Genomic DNA, 16,302 nt, shown 5'->3' with positions numbered 1-16,302 from the left:
CGTTGCTGGGTCGTGCGGGGGGTTACAGCACTACACCGATGTCGGCTTGCGCACTTCGAGGCGGGTTGGGGTCGTGGTTGTTGTCGCAGGTCAACTAGCCTGCCCTGCGGCCGTTGTGTCGTGTGGTCGTGTGGAGGGAAGGGATTGATGACGAGGACGAACGCCCCGGCTTGGCGCATGCATGCGCGTCAAGCGCTGGGTGCGGCGATTGATGAGGACGTGACCACGGCGCTCACGCATCTGGGCGAGATGCTGCGGCTGGGTCCGGACACGGTGGTCGCCGAGGCCAGTATGTTGTGGATCGATGAACTGTTCGCGGTCGTGGCACCACCGCCGCCGCCGTGTTATGTGCCCGATAATCCCCCGGCCTATCTGCGGCTGAGCGAGGAGGATTTATGGGCGATGCGGCTCATGGCCGCACGAGTCAACGGGGATGGCCGGGCCGCGCAGGCGTTGTTCGCCGAAGCCGGCCGGGATTGGGACAGCGCGAGTGAGCGGCTCGGACATCTGCTGGCCTTGGTTGCGATGAAACTGAAGGCGCCACTGGCCTCGCAGGTGTGACCCTCACACGACGCCGATCCGGCCTTGAACACGGCGGTTCCTGCCTGTATCCGGTGTCGAGTGCCTGCCGGGGTGCGCCGCCGAGAAAGCTGGGCCGACACCGATAGCACCTGGTGCACACTAGGGCACACAGTCGTCGTGTCCGACGTGCTTCGGCGAACGCTGACGTCGTTGCCGCGATAACTTTTATTGTCGCCCGTATTGATAGGGCAGGGCGATGTCGGTGCGGAGGTCGAACTGGAACGGGGTTTCGTCGCCGAATCGGTGCACGACAAGCTGTGTGGGGGGATTGTGGTGGTCCTCGATGCATGCCATGGCGCTGTAGATCGCTGAGGGCAGGTAGCTCGTGGGGGCGAATCCTGTGCTCCGATTGTCTTTGACGGCGAGGATGCGTAATCCCTGATACCACCGCAGCACGCAGCGGTCCCGAAACACCACAGCGGTGAGTGCGGCAGGGAATCGGCTACGTGTGCCGTTCAGCTCTTCGTCGAGCCATCGGTCGGCGTCTTCGATGCTCCAGCTGGTGTCGGCTGCGCGTAGCCGGATGTCGGCGAGCTGCTCGCAGTTGCGTCGCAGTGACCGTAGGTCGAGTGTCGGATGCGGCGGCAACGTGAACTCGTCGTCGACGACGAAAAGTCCGTTCTGAGACCAGTAGGGGTCGCGGATGATGTCGCAGGGTATCCGGATCACGGTGGCCTCCCCGATTCCGTCGCTGGTCGGGGGGAGCTGCCAGATGACGCTGTCGCGTGCGGCACCGGTGTCGGCCATGGGTGTGGGCCATTTCCACACCGGGTCCTCACCCAGTGGCGCTGTCGGGGTTTTCGGGTGTGGGGCGACACTGTGCAACACGACCGGTACTTCCGACAGTTCCAGACTCGCGTTGAGCTGGGGGCCGTCAATCGGGTTGGGGCTGTAGCGAATCGGCATGTCCGGGTCGGGTTCTGCGGCCAGCAGTTCGGCGACCGCGACCGCGGTCGGGCCACCTCTCCAGCTCACCCGCAACGGGATCGGTCCCGCGATGGGGGAGCGGTGCCAATTGTCTGTGCCGAGTACGTATTCCACTCGCAGCCCGTAGAGCGGGCCGTGAATGTTCTGGCAGCGCAATGCCAGCCATCCCGCCACATTCCGATAGTCGGCCGATTCCACCCCTACCACCTCCCCGCACTCTCCCCGGCCAGCCGGCATCATCGACCTCGATCACCGCGCCTCGCAAGCGGTTCCCGTCACGTGGCCGGCAATTGTCGCTCACCTAGTATTCGACCACAACCGGCAGGTGATCGGAGGCTGTGGTGGTCACCTTGTTGTCCACCACCTGGTGAGCCCGCAACGTCGGCAGCAGCTCGTGGGTCACCTTGATCGCGTCGACGCGTCTGTCCGGGAACGGGTCTCCGGTCTCCCAGTAGCCGCAGGTGCGTTGCCAGGGGACCCGCAGGTGCGCCGCCGTGTCGGTCAGGCCACCGGCCCACAGCACCTCTGCGGCACCGCGACTTCCCCACCATCGCCGCTGCCCGCGCTCGTCGTAGTCCCATTCGCACTGGTAGACGAAGTCCGGATGCCACTGAAGGCCGGGCTGCTGATACGGATCGTGATCGTAGTACTCCCAGCCCTCGCCCACGCCGTCGTGTGCGGATACGAGTATCCGATCGGCGTGCAGGCAGTTGAAGTCACCGGCGATCAGGCCCGGCGGCCGGTCGTCGGGACGGGTCATGATCGAGAGGATTCGCTCGTTCTCATCGGCACGGCGGTGTCGTCCGAAGGGAGTCGCGTGGACCGAGGCATGCGACACGATCTGCCCGCCGATATCCAGGTCCACCTTGGCGAGGCCGTGCCACAACTGGGTACCCGAACAGGAATACCACGCGACCGCCTCGATACCGGGGGTCCACAGTACCGCGGTATGGAAAGGCAGATTCCCGATCGCGACACTGACGCGCCCATCGGGCAGGTCACACCTCAATCCGGTGGCTTCGGCAAGCTCGTGCACCAACTCGGCTGCTCGTTTCGCCTTGTGTTCTCCCTCGGCCCAGATCTCCTGCACCGCAAGCACATCGGGGTTGCAGCCGCGAATCACCGAGTGCAGCAGGTCACGACGCTGCTGCTCGACATTGCTGTCCTTGGCGCCGTAATTCAACAGGTTGTAACCGACGACTCTCACGGTTCGAGGGTATCGCCGCGGCCCCGCGACCGGGAGTGAAATCGACTGGGCCACTATGGCTTCGAACGCGCTCAGAGGGTGATGTTTAGCTGAGGGCTGCTGGCAAGGAGGACAGTCCTAGCCAGCCAATTGGTGATTGTGCACGGTCATCCGACGTTTCGGGATAGCTGCCACTCCAACAACATTCGGATACCCCGGACGCGTGAGCGCGCAGACGGACGACATTTCAGCCAATCAATCGGCAGCCCCACTGAAAACGGTTCCAGAATCGGATTCAGAGGCGACAGACCGACAGTGTCGCATCCCGCCCGAGTATCGGCATCATAAACGGTCGAGACCGGCGGGGACCGACACTACGAGCTGGGCGACCACGCGCAGACAAGCTGTTCGGCCCGTCGTCGGACACCGTCTCGGCGAGAGGAATCCGGCGGCAGGACTGCGCGGTCAGCCGCCCAGTGTGAGGGGCACCCGGACTGCTACGGCGCGTCCGTCGGTGATCGCGGTGGCGAGTTGGTGGACATTGCGAATCGGGCCGGTGACGACGCAGACGCCTCCGAAGGCAGCGAGATGATCGATCGCCTCGGCGCGCCAGTCACCGGGCGCGACGAAGACTCCGTCGAACACCGGTGAACGGATGTCGGTGTGGGTGATCAGCAGTCGGCCCGTGCTGAGTTCGGCCCGCCACCCGGGTGTCACGGTGCGGCCGAAATGCGGCTGCCCGAATGCGGACAATGCCACCGTCTTGCCTCCGTGGCGCAGCAGCAATGTGCTGAGCACATCGGGGTCGGTGTGCTCAGTGTCAGTGAGTACTCGTGCGTTTTCGATCACGCCGAGCGCGAGCACGGGTTCGCCGCCGGTGAAGACAGCATCCGCCCACGCGGTGAGTCTGTCGTCCCCGTCCGACGTTTCGGGCTCGAAGGAGCGGATCGAACGACGAGGCGCCGAGGACAGGCTCCCGTCAGCCAATGCGGTCAGCCGATCTCGGATCAGGAACTCCGACTTCCACGGAGGGTCGTGCGGGGAGCGTTCAGCGATATCGATGATGTGGGTGTAGACGATCCGGCTGGCCACATCCACCACGTCCGATACCCCTGCTGTCCCCGCCTGCCGGACTGCGGCGATCAGGATCTCGTGGATATCGACGAGGGTGATCTCGTCGAAGCCCATTTTCTTGCGGTTCACCAGGGCATCGATGGTGCGGGCCACGACCTCTTGCAGGCGTTGGTGCTGGACGGGCTCGAACGGGGGCAGATCATCCATATCTTTCGGTGACCAGCTTATAAGCTGCTCGGCGATGTCGATCGCGGCGCTGCTGGGCGCGGGTGCTGTCATCGGATCTTCCCCTCTGATAGCGCGGTGTACTCGACTTCACACCGCCACTGTCCTTTCGCTACAACGATGCTGCCATCCACGCAACTGCGGTGACCGATCCGTCGGGCTGGCGGTCACGCCCCGAAGCCGTGTGCCACGAGCTACCCCAACTCGGTGCGGCACTCACCCTATCGTCGAAATAGGCTGGTTCACAGGCTAACTGAGCGCTAGCTCATGCAAGCTGAGTAAGTGGTGCTCAAAAGGATCCCTGGACAGCACGCTGCCGTAGCCACCAGGCACGTCCGGGCGACTCGAGGCGAGGGAGGATCGGGGCCTTCCCGCATAGCTAGCCTGCCAGGGGTATGGGATCCGACACTGGGCTCCAGGAGAATTCGCGGGTTGTGTCGTCGGCACGCACTTCGACCAGCAGCACGTGGGTGATCTCGATCGGTGCGAGCAACGAGTCGACCGCCTTGTACAGGTTGCGATTCCACGGATCCGAGTCGATCGTCTCCCCTGGCGGTAACGTGCAGAAATGTGTCGTCACATGAGGGCGCGGCTGTATCCAGGTCGCGGCCGGCTCACCGCGAACAGCTCGAATCGCTGTGCGGACCTGTCGCTGCGCGAGCATGAGTGGCGATGCCGGGCTGATATACAGTTTCGCGCCCGTCCCTCCAGCAATGGCCGGGCCGGCGGTACCTCGGAATGGCGGTACATCGGTGAGGTTCTCACCGATTGCTGCGGCGAGCTCGCGCAGCTCCGAATCCGGGATCCGCTCCAGTGGAACGTCGGCAACCACATCGATCGTCACGTGCAGGTAGCGGTCCGGCACCGCGACCACTGGCGCACCGGTCATCGCGTCTCGGAACTTCGGGATCAGCTCAGCCAGAGCGGGATTGCGCTCCAGCGCTACCGGCGCATACACCTGCAGTACGCCTTTGCCCGCGGGCCATTCCGCAGAACCGAACTGGAACCTTTGCCCACGCACCACAACTCCCGTCTTCTTCGGATCCATCGATCATGCCGGTGCGGAACCCACCTCGGGAAAGACCGCGCTGATCTGGACGGTAGCCGAAATCGATTGCCCTGACCGGGGATTGACCGCGACCACGAACAGATGATCGATGTTGTGTCGGTAGGTCAGTGGCGGTGGGTGAGGGTGATGGTGTCGCGGAGCAGGATGTACTGCTGGTGTAGCAGGTCATGGCTGGTGCGCCAGCCATGGGCGGGGAGCAGCTTGAGGGCCTCATCGATGTGGAGCAGGGCGCGTACCGGATCGCCGAGGAGGTGCAGACCCTGGGCGAGTCGTGCATGGAAAATATGGTCGTCACGGTAGCGGCCGAGCACGATTTGCGCCCGCTCGGCGAGCAACTCGGCTTGTCCGTCGAATCTGTCCGCGCGGGCGAGCCCGTTGAGTGCGATATCCACCGTCGCACGACCGGCGGCGCCGTCGATCCATGCTGTCCAGGCGGTTTCGAACTCTGTCAGCGCGTACGCCGTGGTGAAGCGCGGATCGACGAACGCGGCGAAGCACCGCAGCGCGGTGATCACCGGATCATCGTGACCGGCCCTGGCGACCAGACGAGAGGACTCGAGAAACTGGTGCAGAGTCCAGCCATCGAAGTTGGCGCGCAGCTTCCCGGCGTGGAACAGCGCCGCGTGCAGAGCGCCGAGCCGGTCGGTCATCGCGAGAATATCGGTTTCGGCGTCGGCGACCTGCTGGGCTGGCTCGACGTGATCGCGGGTCACGAAACCGTGCCCGAGTCCCCATTTCTCGACGACCTCGCGGCGGCCGGTGACCACATGCTCGGCGACCCATCCGGCGCAGTCGGCGGCAACCTCGATCCGGGGATCGGCCAGCAGCCGCAGCCCCCAGTAGCGGTCGCACAACACGAGAGCCGGATCGTCGGGATCGCTGGCATCGACGCTGAATTGCGGCTCGATCCCGAAGGGATATTCACGCGCGAGCTTGTCCGTGCGAAGCGACAGCGTCACCGGTCCGACACCGCGGAGTTGTTCGACGGCAGCGGCCATCTCATCATGATTCACTGTTAGCCCCGCCCCTGTCGGCGCGCCTTACGCGAGGCTTTGCGCGCCTTCTTCTTTCGCGTATCCGCTGCCGGAGCAGGGGGCGTCGGACGAGCAGGCGCAGCGGAACCGGTGCCGAACTTGTCGAACCTGCCCTCGGCGAGGTTCATGGAATCCTCTGTCAGGCGCAGGAATTCCGCAGTCTGGTCGGGCACACACGTCTGAAAGAGGGCCCCGGCGAAAGCTGCCGCCAAATGCAGAGCCTCGAACTTCGAGTCGACTGCGGCGGCCCCCATGATCCGCAACCGGACCCGATCCAGCGCAGCGCCTCCACCACGAGTGATCACCTCCAGCAGCCGCTGCACCTCGCCGTGCCGCTCCGGGGCGACGAGTCCGTCCAGCAGCGCGGTCATCGCGGGGAGTAGATCATCAGCCGTACCGCCGTAGTTCGCGGCCGTCCACCACTGCTGCGCGATCTTGGTGATCGCCTCGACCGCGGCCGGAGCGTCGGAAGGACGAATATGCATCAGTTCGTTCGCCACATCCGGTGCATAATCAGCAGTCAGCAGATGAAGCTCCAGATACTGCCTCGCCAGTTCCTTGCGCTTAAGGTAGTCGTCCGCAGACTCGCCGGGGTCACGCGGGGCGGCCAGGCTGTCAGGCAGGTTGAGATGACGATCCTGGATCGAGCACAGGTAGTGGCTCAGGAACAGCCGGCCCGCCAGCACACCTTGCATAATCCGTGCCGCCCACTGCGCGGTGCCCTGCGGTGGCAGCGGCTGATCGGGCGCCATGTATTCCGACGACTTGGGTCGTGCCGCACCGCGATTGCGGGTCGGCTCCGGCGCGCCTGCAACACCTTCGGCCTTGTCGGCCAGAAACCGCAGCGGGATCACCCCGGCCTCACGCTCGGCCGGGGACACGTAGTTGACGAGCGTAAGCGCGAGTAGACCCTGCGCGTCCTCGCCCCGCTCATACCACGCCCGCTCGCCCGTGCCAGCTGTGGAGGGGTCTGCCGCGTCGACCTCGGATTTCATCCGGTGAAACAGGTCGTAGAAGGGTTCGCCCTCACACGGCATCACCGCACGACTGGTCGGCGACACCCGCGACACCGCCGCCATCAACCATCCGGTGGCCAGACGGTGCCACAACTGCATCCCCGACAAATCCCCAAGATCCGCCGGCCGAGTGACCCGAATGCCTTCTCGATCGGCGTAATCCGCGAGAGCGAAAGTCAGCAGCATCGTCGGCACGTCCAACAATTGCGTCGGCTTACCCTGCGGCTCGTGCACCGACATCGACAGATCGCGAATCACCTCCGCGTACGCATACGCCGCCCGCCACAGCGACCAACGCGGGCCGACACCCTGCTCGCTACCGCCCGCACCAGAACCTTCGGGACCACCAGGACCACCCATGGGTTGCGACGCTAGCAGCCTCACAAGCACATGGCGCGCCGATCTCTATGCACACCAACAGCATTAGGGCCGCGCGGGCCTGGACCGACGTCCCGCTTCCGCCTACGCCACAGCGTCTACACTCAGCGGCTGTGAGCAGTGATGATGACCGGTGGGCCAGGGCATACGATCGTGCCGAGAAGCTGACCGCGGCCAAGCTCGGCCCGGAAGGCGATGGGCGAGCGGACTGGGACCATCACGGTGTCCGCGCCATGCTGGCGATCACTCTCTACGCCGTATCACTGCGCGACGACCTCGACGCCAGCGAAGTGACATTGAGCCGGCTGCTGGTACCGCTTCTGGATCGCGACGAATTCCAGGCACAAGCAGCCACCCTGACCACAGCAGGACACGATCTCAACAGATCGGCCGAATGCGCCGATCCGGTTGTGCAGCAATGGCACTGGTTGCACCGAACCTGGGATCCCAGCGTGCCACCCGCAACACGCTGGGACGGCATGACCCGAGGCATCGCCCGCGGCCTGCCCGATCCAGCCATCGACGTGCTCCACGGATGGGCCCGCTCAGCCATCACCACGCCCCTGGCACAAGAACGTAACGCTTTTCCTCACCGGACTACTGTCACGATCACCGCCGGTCCGCACCGCGGCGGCGTCGGTCGCGTCGAGGGCCACGACTACGACCGTGACCCCACCGACCCACACGACCTCGCGCCCGGCCCACCACCGCGATACGCAATCAACCTCGGCGCCGATCACGGCTACCACACCGAACTGATTGCCGCCGAGCACCTCTCGCCGATCGACTGACCGCGTGACCTAGGACGGAACGGGGCCAGGTATCTATCGATCACCTTCCATCCGAGTTGAAAGGCCACGATGCCTCGTCGCAAACCCACCATCCCCGAACGGTCGCAGCTGGCTCGCGCCGCCGTCGAATACATCGAGCATTTCCGACGCAAGGGTGAGAACGCCGAGCCCTATGACTTGGCGTTCCGTGGTCTCGGCAAGATCGACTGGCTCCACGCGCAAAGCCGCGATGGGATTGCGGCCTACGCGGCACGATGCTGGGCGAATGGGGAGCAGCCCTACGACGGATGGACAGCACAAGAAATGAACGAGGCAGAGCTCGACCGGCAGGCGCAGTCGCAGCACAACCGTCGCGTCGCCCTGCAGAACAGTGCCCGGTTGCGGGCAATCCGCGATGCAGACTGAGAACCTCGAGCGGTTCCGTCACTGCTCGGTGTTAGCTGCGGGGTCGTGGTCGTAGCGGAACCTGCAGTCCCCGAGGTGGGTCACCGTGGTGGCGGGGTCGGTGGCCAGACGGATCAACGCGGTCGCCACCAGCGAATACGGATCGCTCGGCGGTTTCCACCCGTCCGATACCAGCAGCCTGGTCATATCGTCGGGTAGAACTCGCGTCCTCCCGTGCGGGTGAGCTGGCCCCGAATCCGTGTGGCCGTTGTTCCGATCGGTGACGGTGCTGGATCGTATTGGTAGAGATCGTTTCCGATCGTGACGATGCCACGGCCTTGCTCGATCAACCTGGTCAGTGCCGCCTTCGTCATCTGTGGCTGATTCTTCCGTTTGCCGGGAAGACCCCACATATCGGCGTCCATCTCGAGTGCCAGGGAACCGGCTGTGAACGTCAGCAGAGGTTGTAGCTGCAGGTATCCGAGGATGAGCAGGTCGACCGATTCGTCGAATGCCGCCCGCACTGCGCTCGGATCGGACGCAGAGACGGAACCGATTCGTTGAAATGCCGTGGCGACCTGGTAGAAGCGATCCACTTCGTATTGCAGCCGCCGCGGAATCTCGGTGCTGACTCCCCGATCGGCCAGCACCTCGAGGTGGCGGTTGACCTTGGTGAGGGTATATGTTGCCCAGGCTATCTCCCGCGCGACGGCGGATTCGATACTGATATGTTCCGCAAAAGATTTCGTTGCAGACTGGCCTTGCATTGAGGATTCCCTTCATATTCGAGTGATGTTCGGATGAGAGTTGTTGTGCTGGCGAGATTTCCATCGGCCCGCCGTGTGTTTCCCTAACGAAGCACGCTGATTGGGCATAGACGAGCGGGCCACCGGTGTTGTGTTGTAGGGGTGATGGATGCGAATTCTTCTGTGCCCGCGGCGGCTTGGCGCGAACTCGCCAACTCCAGGTAAAGAGAAGGAGCATTGGAACCACACGGCATGGGCTTCAGCTGTGATCCGTGTGCGGGTCGACGGTCCTTAGGAGGCCGTGCAACAGCTGCTCGCCGAGCGGCAGGGTGGGTGTCAGTTTCGGATGGGTATGGATGCCTGTAGCCATTCCCTTTGGCGGCGTTGGTGTTCGGGGTTGTCGAGTCCGGCCGTGCCGGGTGGGTTCGGCAGGACGCGGTCCAGCCACGCGGGGTCCGCGCCGACTCGTTCCAGCGCCTCGCGGTCTCTGGTGTCGGAGTGACGCTCGTAGTGGCAGCGCATCTGTATCGCCCCGGGGCGGTCGTGTGGGTGGGTGAGGGTGAACATGCAGCAGGTGTTGAACAGGCTGTCGACGCGGCAATCGCAGTCGCTCTTGTGGACCTCGAGCGGGATGCCCCAGACCGGGTCGGTGAGCGCTTCCATCAGGCGGGTGTGATTGAGCAGGACGTCACGGCGCGTGTCGGTGTCGATCACCCACTGGTGTCGCATGTTGGTCCAGAGCCGCAACGAGTAGGCGGTGCTGACCGTCTGCACGATGTTGATCCGCCGCAACAACGCTGAACCGAGCCATGCCATGTCGTCTCGTTCGGTTGGGTGTAGGCCGTAGTGGTCGAGGTGTTCGAGTTCGTGGCTGGTCAGTGCCGGCTCGTCCCAGACTGCGATTTGGTCGGCGTCGGAGTCGAGGATCTCTTTTCGCCGGCGCAGCTTCGCATTCCAGGCGACATCGTTTTGACTGGCGCGCAGGATCACCTTCGCGCCGGTGCCGAGCAGGCGCAGCACCAGATCGGCGCCGCCGATGCTCGCGACGCGTAAGCCGATGACCCCATCGACCTGGATATTCGGCAGTGCTGCGGGCATGAGTGCCTCGACGACGGAGTATGCGCCGCTGATGGGGAGATCGCCGACGGCGTCGAGGTAGATGATCAGGGTGTTGTCCGGTTGCAGGCGGATTCGAGAGATTCCGAGGAAGTGCGCGAACCGCATTCCGCGGTTGGTCAGCTGCCGCAGGATCATCGCTTCGAGACGAGCTTGGTCGTCGGGCGCGGCGGGGATGGGGGTGGCGCGGTCGATGTCGAGGCAGCTCTTGACGTACTGAAGTGATTCACCTGTGTAGTCGCAGTACCGGCGTGCGATGTCGCCGAAGGATCCGCCAGCAGACACGGGTATCCATTCTCGGACACTGCCGCCCGGAGCGCCCGAACACAGGTCAGCGCCCTGGCGGGCGGTCACGGTGGTCAGAAATGGTGCAGGCGGGCGGAGCCACTGCTTCTTCATCCCGAACGGTGGCTACCTCGAGGGGCGGCGTAGCGCACCGGGAAGGGCCTTCCCATATGGCCCGTCGAGGATCCTGCTGCCGGTTCGGCGCGCGAGCAAGGCGACACGCGGTGGAATCGGTGAGTGGGCGTGGATCGGCGACACGTCGGTGCTGCGTTCTTGCCGTGACTGTTCAAGGTTGACATGATCACCGTGGCCGGCTCGGCGGCCCGTCCCGGTACCACGCTGCCCCCCACAGTGGTTGCCAACAGGGACCTGAGAAGCACCTCTCGACGCTTCGCCCGTGTCAGTCCACCATGAGCGCTCACCCAGCGGATTCCTACCAGCATTCGGATACTCGGGGCAGCGGTATTCGGGATGGGTCAGGAAATTGCGTACCTCCAAATCGCGCGGAAAGATCGCTCACCGCCGAAGCTTCTACACCGGCGAATCGTTTCGGTGGTTGATGGATCATGCCCGGCTACGCGGCGATGCTCGGCTTCCCGCGGCAACCGGTGATCAGGCGTGGCTGGAGTCGGAAATCTTCCGGCGGATAACCAATTCCGGTTGGTGGCTGGCGCATCCGCTGGGCATCGCGAGTGTGCAGATCGAGCGCGACAACTCGCTGACGATCCACCTCGACGGCTGCTTCCGAGCGGTGGACACCGCCTATCCGTTCAGCCTCCACGTTGTCCATGAATTGCTGCCCCACCTTGGGGTGGATGGCGAGTTCTGGGGTGTACCGGGGTTGCGAGTAAACACTGTGAACGGGCGGGACTTGGTTGTGTCGCTGGTGGATTCCCCCGCCAAGGTCACCTTGTGCAGTGTCCCCGCTGCCGAGCTGCAGGGCATCCCGCGTAATCGATGGAAGCACCAGATCGCCGATCTGGAGACGATGCTGAACCACGACGGCCTGCCGCACTTCTGGAACTCGCCGACTCGGACCGCGGCGGAACGTGATTTCGCAGTGCAGGCGCCACTGACCTCGGCATGTCGGCGCGAGCTGGCATGGCTGGGTTCGGCGTTGCTCCGCCGGGCAGCGCTGCTGCACACCGCAAGCACCGCCTACAACACGAAGAACCTGCTCAAGGGCGATACCTGGCATATCGAATTTTTCACACGCCACGGCGTGCCGGTCGATCACGACCGGCTGCTCAAGCGATTGTGCGACCCCGCCTTAGGACTGCCGATTCGCGTGATCGACTCCAGCTGCGCGTGCAACCTGTCCAAGGAACACGGCACGCTGTGCACTTTCAATCTCGCCGGTGAGGGCACCGAGCGCCCGGCCCTGCGACTCGCGTTCTCCCACCATCGCTACGGCGATGAGGAGCTCCGGATGAAACTGGCAGATGTTGGTGCGAGCGAGAATTGGCTCGACCGGGTGCTACCGAAGCAACCCGCCCCACAGCCCGAGGCTGCATGAAGCGTGGGGTGGACGCCGCCCCGAGCGTTGTGTTCGACCTACCCGTGGAGGCTATCGACATGGACCCATGGATTCACGATGAGACCGATCCAACCGAGACGATCCAGGCCGAACTACTCGCCGCGCACGGTCCGGACTGGCCCACAGAACTCCTGCGCAACTTACGATTCGACCCCAATGTCGAACCTGTCGAGTTGCCGGCTCTCGACGAGGAGATCGCGGTGGTCAGAAAGGTGTTCCTCCGGCTGCCCTACTCCGTCGATGAACAGTTCCAGCGCATCGGCAGACAGCGTGGCCTGACTCCCAGCGAACTGGTATCGGCATGGATCGGCGAACGCGTCGCCGGTGAACCACACGACACTATCGACAAGGAGGCAAGATCGTCCGATCTCGAAGACATCGAATAGCGGTGTGATCTAGCCGGAGGTGGAGCGACCCGTCGCGCGAGCGACCGTCGGAGAGAGGGTAAACCGCGGTTTACCCCTTCTCCGGTCGCCGGACGAGCGGTCGTCCGTCGAATGCCCTGGCCACGGTGCTCCAAGGACCGGGCATCACAGGGGATGGTCGGGATCATGCTTTTTGTGAGGTGGACGGACATTCTTGAGTGGCCGATGTTCAGCGTGCGGGCGTCGGTGCCGCTAGCCGAAGGTATCGGCCGCTCGGCTGAAAGCCCCATTTCGCGTAATAATCAGCGATGTGGTCATCGGCGACGAGACCAACGTGAAGGATGTTGTGCGTGCTGCTCCATTCGACCAATCGGTCCATGATCTGTCGGCCGACGCCGTGGCCCCGCAGGTCCTGGCGCACGACGACATCGACTATGGTGCAATAGATTTCAGCGTCCCCGACAATGCGGGCCATGCCGATCGTCGCGTCATCGTGCAGAGCGACGACTCCGAATAATGAACCATTCAGTGCTGCACGGCATTTCATTGAGTCGGGTACCGCCCAGCCGACCGATGATCGAAGTGTGCGGTATTCCTTCACCGTCGCGATTCGATCTGCGATCTCGACTGTCAGCGGGTTCATCGGGGTGCTGCCTCGATCGCGGTTTCGTCCCAATAAGCGGGGTTGCGACCATAGTTGGGGGTGGTGAAGGCCCGATCCCATTGCGCGCCTTCACCGATGAGTTCTCGCCAGGGGGCGACTTCGACGTAGAGGACTCGCATCGAATTCAGTGCGCCGTGGTGCAGGTCGGGCCCGTCGGTGGAGACGGCGTCGTCGGCGACGGCGACGTCATAGTTGTGTTCGAGCGCGGCGCGCACTGTCGCCTCCACGCACACATTGGTCTGCAGGCCCGCGACGAGTAGCCGGTCTACGCCCAGGCTGCGCAGGATCGGGTCGAGCTCGGTGTAGGCGAAGAAACTGTGCCGGGTCTTCTCCAGCACCAGATCCCCCGGCGCGGGCGCCAGTTCGTCGATGATTTCCCTGCGCCATTGTTGCTGTGCATCAGTCAATTCCGGCATCGCCGCGGCGCGCAGCCGCAGATGCCGGGCGGCTCGGGGATTGGCGGCGAGCAGCCCGGCGGGGCTGGTGACCTGTCGTGAGTACACGACCGGGATCCCCGCCGCCCGCGCAGCGGCCAGCAGGCCCGCGCACTCGGCGAGGACTTCATTCAATCGCCAGATCGGTGGCCAGCCCAGGGCATCGCGCACGCGATCTTCGGCGATGTAGCCGTTCTGGACATCGATCATCAACACCGCGAGCTCACCCACCGCAAACCCCTCCCGCCTCGGATCGATTGATCCCAATGATCGATCCAAACCCGACCGCGCACACCAGAATCGGCGATACTGAGTGCGTCTTCCCTCCGCGCGCAACGCGGAGCTGCAGCACCGCCACCCGACCAGCGGGTGCGGGCTGGCTTGTGTTCCTGTGGTGGTGACGCGGGTTTGATATCGGCCGCCGAAGGTCCGCCCGATCCGTTGTCGTACTCGATATCCGTCCTAGCCTGCCGGCGGCGGTTGCCGGGTCAGTCTGGGAGAGAAGGGGTGTCGATTTGTTCGGCAGTCGGGTCGCTGATCAGGGCGAGGTAGGTCGCGAAGGAGCCGGTGAGGGAATCCAGTGCTGCTTTTCCTTTGGCGGCGGTGGCGGCCGATGGACGTCCGATGATGCCGTTGCTGGTGTAGGCGGCTGTCCCGAGTAGGTGCAGGTGCGCGCGGTCGGGTGCGTGGTGGTCGGCGTCGCGGTAGGTGGGCCGTACCAGTTCGGGTGCGGCGTGGAGCAGGATCGAGGTCTCGAACTCGCCGCCGTGCATATCGTCGTGGCTCGTGGTTTCCATCCCGGCCGCGTTTCGGGCCTGCGTCAAATCGTCTCTGCCCGGGAACAACACGACATGGCGGCCGTCGACGTTGGCTTCCTGGGCGATATTGCCCAGGACGTAGTTGCCGCCGTGTCCATTGACCAGCACCAGGCAGTTGATTCCGTTGCGGGACAGCGATGCTCGGATGTCGGTGATGATGGCGGTCACGGTGGTGTGGCTGAGGCTCACGGTCCCCGGCGATGGTTCGTGTTCGTGCGAACAGGAAATCGTGACCGGTGGCAGGAGCAGCAGCGGATAGGTGTCGGCGAGATCGTGGGCGATGAGGCAGGCGATCACCGTGTCGGTGGTGAGCGGCAGGTGGTCGCCGTGTTGTTCGAAACTCCCGACGGGCAGGACCGCGATGCGAGGATCTTGGCGGGCTATGTCGGTCGAACTGGCGGTGGTCAGCAACTCCACTCGAAGGCTCCTACCTCGGCGTGGGGACGTAGGCGGTGCGCAGCTGATGGTTCAGCTCGCGCGCTTCCTCGGTCCGGCCCGCAGCACGCAACCCGGTCTCGGTGGCGAGTAGTTGTGTGAGCGTGCGGTGCGATCTGGTGTCAGCGACGATGTTAGTCGCGTAGCCGGCGGCCTCGATCGCCTCGGCCCAGGCCCCGGCCCCGGTGTAGGCGGTCGAGAGTCGCGCCAAGCCCATGCCGAGGTCGCGGCGCCCCCCACCGTGCCATTGGGCCAGTCGCGGTTCCAGGATCGTGACCGCTTTCTCGGGCTGGCCCAGCTCGATCCAGCATTGCGCCGCCTCGACGCTCACGTATTCCGGTGAGCAGTAGCCGGCGAGGGTATCGGGCGCGGTGACCGGCTCGGCCGCCGCGTCCGCCGCCCGCGCCAGGGCATCGACACAGTCGCGGACATCGCTGCGCTGGCCCGAGCGTGCGGCGCGTTGCGCGGTGACGTTGGCCCGTTGCCGTAGTTGCACGGCCCGTTGTCGCGGGCCGAGTATTGCCGCGTAGGTGAGTGCCTCGTCGATGAAATCGGCGGCCGCGTCGAGGTTCCCGGCGTCCCCGGCGATATTGGACAGTCGCATCAGCACGTACGCGCGCAGGGCCGGTTCGTCCAGGGACGTGCTGTCGGTGAGTGCGGTGCGGGTCCAATGCTCGGCGGCGGCGAGGTCGCCGCTGTCCTGGTGCAGCCAGCCGCGGAACTCGGCGTAGCGGCTCGCCACGGTTCGCAGGTGCCGACCGCCGTCCTCGCTACCGGCGGCGGTGATCCGGCCCCGCAGACCGGCCAGGTCGTGGTCGACGAGTTCGAGAACCTGGTGTGCTCCGTCGACCTGGTCACGCGCGCAGTAGCCGGCCAGCGTGGTCAGCATCGACTCGGCCAGATCGTTTTCCGGCGAGCCGGCGATCACCGCGACCAGGCCCGGCGGCAGCACACTGCGATCCCCGTGCCGCGGCGCGGCATCCGGATCGGTGCCCGCCTGGCTGGTAGGCAGGTCGAACCACAGCAGCGGTCGCGGGATGGCCAGCACACGTGCGTAGGCGATGAGGGTGTCGAGCTGGTTCACCGGCGCGTGGCCGTTCTCGATGCGCGAGAGGTGGCCTTGGGTGATCGACAACCAGCGGGCCATATCCTGCTGAGCGAGCGGCCGCCGACCATGGTGGGGGTGACGGCGGTATGCCCGGATCACCTGTCCCATATCGCGAGCGTCCAAGCCCT

Annotated in this window: 18 protein-coding genes; 5 read left to right on the top strand and 13 right to left on the bottom strand. The window is 64.6% G+C overall.

Features of this window, described 5'->3' with window-relative positions:
- Window positions 1-147 precede the first annotated feature (147 nt).
- A complete protein-coding gene (locus ACIP5Y_RS07620; RefSeq protein ID WP_400348477.1) occupies window positions 148-561 on the top strand; it encodes a hypothetical protein in 414 nt (137 codons plus the stop codon).
- Between the two features lie 186 nt (window positions 562-747).
- Here the strand turns inward: ACIP5Y_RS07620 and ACIP5Y_RS07615 are convergent, their stop codons facing one another.
- The 6 genes from ACIP5Y_RS07615 to ACIP5Y_RS07590 all read right to left on the bottom strand — a co-directional run bounded on the left by ACIP5Y_RS07615 (window position 748) and on the right by ACIP5Y_RS07590 (window position 7,473).
- Window positions 748-1,707: a hypothetical protein gene (locus ACIP5Y_RS07615; protein WP_400348475.1), complete on the bottom strand. Its 960-nt coding sequence runs from the start codon at window positions 1,705-1,707 to the stop codon at window positions 748-750.
- Window positions 1,708-1,810: 103 nt separating this feature from the next.
- Entirely contained in the window at window positions 1,811-2,716 is a 906-nt protein-coding gene (locus ACIP5Y_RS07610; protein WP_400348474.1) for an endonuclease/exonuclease/phosphatase family protein, read from the bottom strand.
- Between the two features lie 444 nt (window positions 2,717-3,160).
- Window positions 3,161-4,048: a hypothetical protein gene (locus ACIP5Y_RS07605; protein ID WP_400348472.1), complete on the bottom strand. Its 888-nt coding sequence runs from the start codon at window positions 4,046-4,048 to the stop codon at window positions 3,161-3,163.
- A gap of 325 nt (window positions 4,049-4,373) precedes the next feature.
- Entirely contained in the window at window positions 4,374-5,042 is a 669-nt protein-coding gene (locus tag ACIP5Y_RS07600; RefSeq protein ID WP_400348470.1) for a hypothetical protein, read from the bottom strand.
- A gap of 125 nt (window positions 5,043-5,167) precedes the next feature.
- Complete coding sequence (locus tag ACIP5Y_RS07595; RefSeq protein ID WP_400348468.1) at window positions 5,168-6,061, bottom strand: hypothetical protein; 894 nt, start codon at window positions 6,059-6,061, stop codon at window positions 5,168-5,170.
- Between the two features lie 17 nt (window positions 6,062-6,078).
- Window positions 6,079-7,473, bottom strand: a complete 1,395-nt coding sequence (locus tag ACIP5Y_RS07590; protein WP_400348466.1) for a hypothetical protein — start codon at window positions 7,471-7,473, stop codon at window positions 6,079-6,081.
- A gap of 131 nt (window positions 7,474-7,604) precedes the next feature.
- Here ACIP5Y_RS07590 and ACIP5Y_RS07585 point away from each other — a divergent pair, with 131 nt between their 5' ends.
- Both ACIP5Y_RS07585 and ACIP5Y_RS07580 read left to right on the top strand, forming a co-directional pair.
- Window positions 7,605-8,282: a hypothetical protein gene (locus ACIP5Y_RS07585; RefSeq protein ID WP_400348465.1), complete on the top strand. Its 678-nt coding sequence runs from the start codon at window positions 7,605-7,607 to the stop codon at window positions 8,280-8,282.
- 69 nt (window positions 8,283-8,351) lie between these two features.
- Window positions 8,352-8,687 carry a hypothetical protein gene (locus ACIP5Y_RS07580; protein WP_400348463.1) on the top strand — a complete coding sequence of 112 codons (336 nt, stop codon included), beginning with the start codon at window positions 8,352-8,354 and terminating at the stop codon, window positions 8,685-8,687.
- An 18-nt stretch (window positions 8,688-8,705) separates the two neighbouring features.
- Here the strand turns inward: ACIP5Y_RS07580 and ACIP5Y_RS07575 are convergent, their stop codons facing one another.
- The 3 genes from ACIP5Y_RS07575 to ACIP5Y_RS07565 form a co-directional block, all read right to left on the bottom strand.
- Window positions 8,706-8,873: a hypothetical protein gene (locus tag ACIP5Y_RS07575; protein WP_400348461.1), complete on the bottom strand. Its 168-nt coding sequence runs from the start codon at window positions 8,871-8,873 to the stop codon at window positions 8,706-8,708.
- Window positions 8,870-9,433: a hypothetical protein gene (locus ACIP5Y_RS07570; RefSeq protein ID WP_400348460.1), complete on the bottom strand. Its 564-nt coding sequence runs from the start codon at window positions 9,431-9,433 to the stop codon at window positions 8,870-8,872. Before ACIP5Y_RS07570 ends, ACIP5Y_RS07575 begins: the two co-directional genes overlap by 4 nt.
- 315 nt (window positions 9,434-9,748) lie before the next feature.
- Window positions 9,749-10,813: a hypothetical protein gene (locus ACIP5Y_RS07565; protein ID WP_400348458.1), complete on the bottom strand. Its 1,065-nt coding sequence runs from the start codon at window positions 10,811-10,813 to the stop codon at window positions 9,749-9,751.
- Between the two features lie 484 nt (window positions 10,814-11,297).
- On the opposite strand from ACIP5Y_RS07565, the gene ACIP5Y_RS07560 reads away from it, so the two are divergent.
- Together ACIP5Y_RS07560 and ACIP5Y_RS07555 are read left to right on the top strand one after the other, a co-directional pair.
- Window positions 11,298-12,329, top strand: a complete 1,032-nt coding sequence (locus ACIP5Y_RS07560) for a hypothetical protein (RefSeq protein WP_400348456.1) — start codon at window positions 11,298-11,300, stop codon at window positions 12,327-12,329.
- On the top strand, window positions 12,326-12,736 hold the full coding sequence (locus tag ACIP5Y_RS07555) for a hypothetical protein (RefSeq protein WP_400348454.1): 411 nt from the start codon (window positions 12,326-12,328) through the stop codon (window positions 12,734-12,736). The genes ACIP5Y_RS07560 and ACIP5Y_RS07555 overlap by 4 nt, the downstream gene beginning before the upstream one ends.
- 208 nt (window positions 12,737-12,944) lie before the next feature.
- Here ACIP5Y_RS07555 and ACIP5Y_RS07550 read toward each other — a convergent pair whose 3' ends face one another.
- The 4 genes from ACIP5Y_RS07550 to ACIP5Y_RS07535 form a co-directional block, all read right to left on the bottom strand.
- On the bottom strand, window positions 12,945-13,358 hold the full coding sequence (locus ACIP5Y_RS07550; RefSeq protein ID WP_400348452.1) for a GNAT family N-acetyltransferase: 414 nt from the start codon (window positions 13,356-13,358) through the stop codon (window positions 12,945-12,947).
- Window positions 13,355-14,044, bottom strand: coding sequence for a cysteine hydrolase family protein (locus ACIP5Y_RS07545; RefSeq protein ID WP_400348451.1), 690 nt, complete (start codon window positions 14,042-14,044; stop codon window positions 13,355-13,357). Before ACIP5Y_RS07545 ends, ACIP5Y_RS07550 begins: the two co-directional genes overlap by 4 nt.
- 257 nt (window positions 14,045-14,301) lie before the next feature.
- Window positions 14,302-15,048: a creatininase family protein gene (locus tag ACIP5Y_RS07540; RefSeq protein WP_400348449.1), complete on the bottom strand. Its 747-nt coding sequence runs from the start codon at window positions 15,046-15,048 to the stop codon at window positions 14,302-14,304.
- A gap of 10 nt (window positions 15,049-15,058) precedes the next feature.
- On the bottom strand, window positions 15,059-16,282 hold the full coding sequence (locus ACIP5Y_RS07535) for a helix-turn-helix domain-containing protein (protein ID WP_400348447.1): 1,224 nt from the start codon (window positions 16,280-16,282) through the stop codon (window positions 15,059-15,061).
- Window positions 16,283-16,302: the final 20 nt, after the last annotated feature.

The organism is Nocardia sp. NPDC088792, assembly GCF_044750615.1.
In the GTDB taxonomy this organism is placed as follows: domain Bacteria; phylum Actinomycetota; class Actinomycetes; order Mycobacteriales; family Mycobacteriaceae; genus Nocardia.
Note: the sequence above shows the minus strand (reverse complement) of the source record. Positions and strands in the feature narration are given on the sequence as shown.

Coding starts and splice junctions, on each gene's coding strand:
- ACIP5Y_RS07620 (WP_400348477.1), top strand. CDS start 148: ATGACGAGGACGAACGCCCCGGCTTGGCGCATGCATGCGCGTCAAGCG.
- ACIP5Y_RS07605 (WP_400348472.1), bottom strand. CDS start 4,048: ATGACAGCACCCGCGCCCAGCAGCGCCGCGATCGACATCGCCGAGCAG.
- ACIP5Y_RS07600 (WP_400348470.1), bottom strand. CDS start 5,042: ATGGATCCGAAGAAGACGGGAGTTGTGGTGCGTGGGCAAAGGTTCCAG.
- ACIP5Y_RS07595 (WP_400348468.1), bottom strand. CDS start 6,061: ATGGCCGCTGCCGTCGAACAACTCCGCGGTGTCGGACCGGTGACGCTG.
- ACIP5Y_RS07590 (WP_400348466.1), bottom strand. CDS start 7,473: ATGGGTGGTCCTGGTGGTCCCGAAGGTTCTGGTGCGGGCGGTAGCGAG.
- ACIP5Y_RS07580 (WP_400348463.1), top strand. CDS start 8,352: ATGCCTCGTCGCAAACCCACCATCCCCGAACGGTCGCAGCTGGCTCGC.
- ACIP5Y_RS07575 (WP_400348461.1), bottom strand. CDS start 8,873: ATGACCAGGCTGCTGGTATCGGACGGGTGGAAACCGCCGAGCGATCCG.
- ACIP5Y_RS07570 (WP_400348460.1), bottom strand. CDS start 9,433: ATGCAAGGCCAGTCTGCAACGAAATCTTTTGCGGAACATATCAGTATC.
- ACIP5Y_RS07555 (WP_400348454.1), top strand. CDS start 12,326: ATGAAGCGTGGGGTGGACGCCGCCCCGAGCGTTGTGTTCGACCTACCC.
- ACIP5Y_RS07550 (WP_400348452.1), bottom strand. CDS start 13,358: ATGAACCCGCTGACAGTCGAGATCGCAGATCGAATCGCGACGGTGAAG.
- ACIP5Y_RS07535 (WP_400348447.1), bottom strand. CDS start 16,282: ATGGGACAGGTGATCCGGGCATACCGCCGTCACCCCCACCATGGTCGG.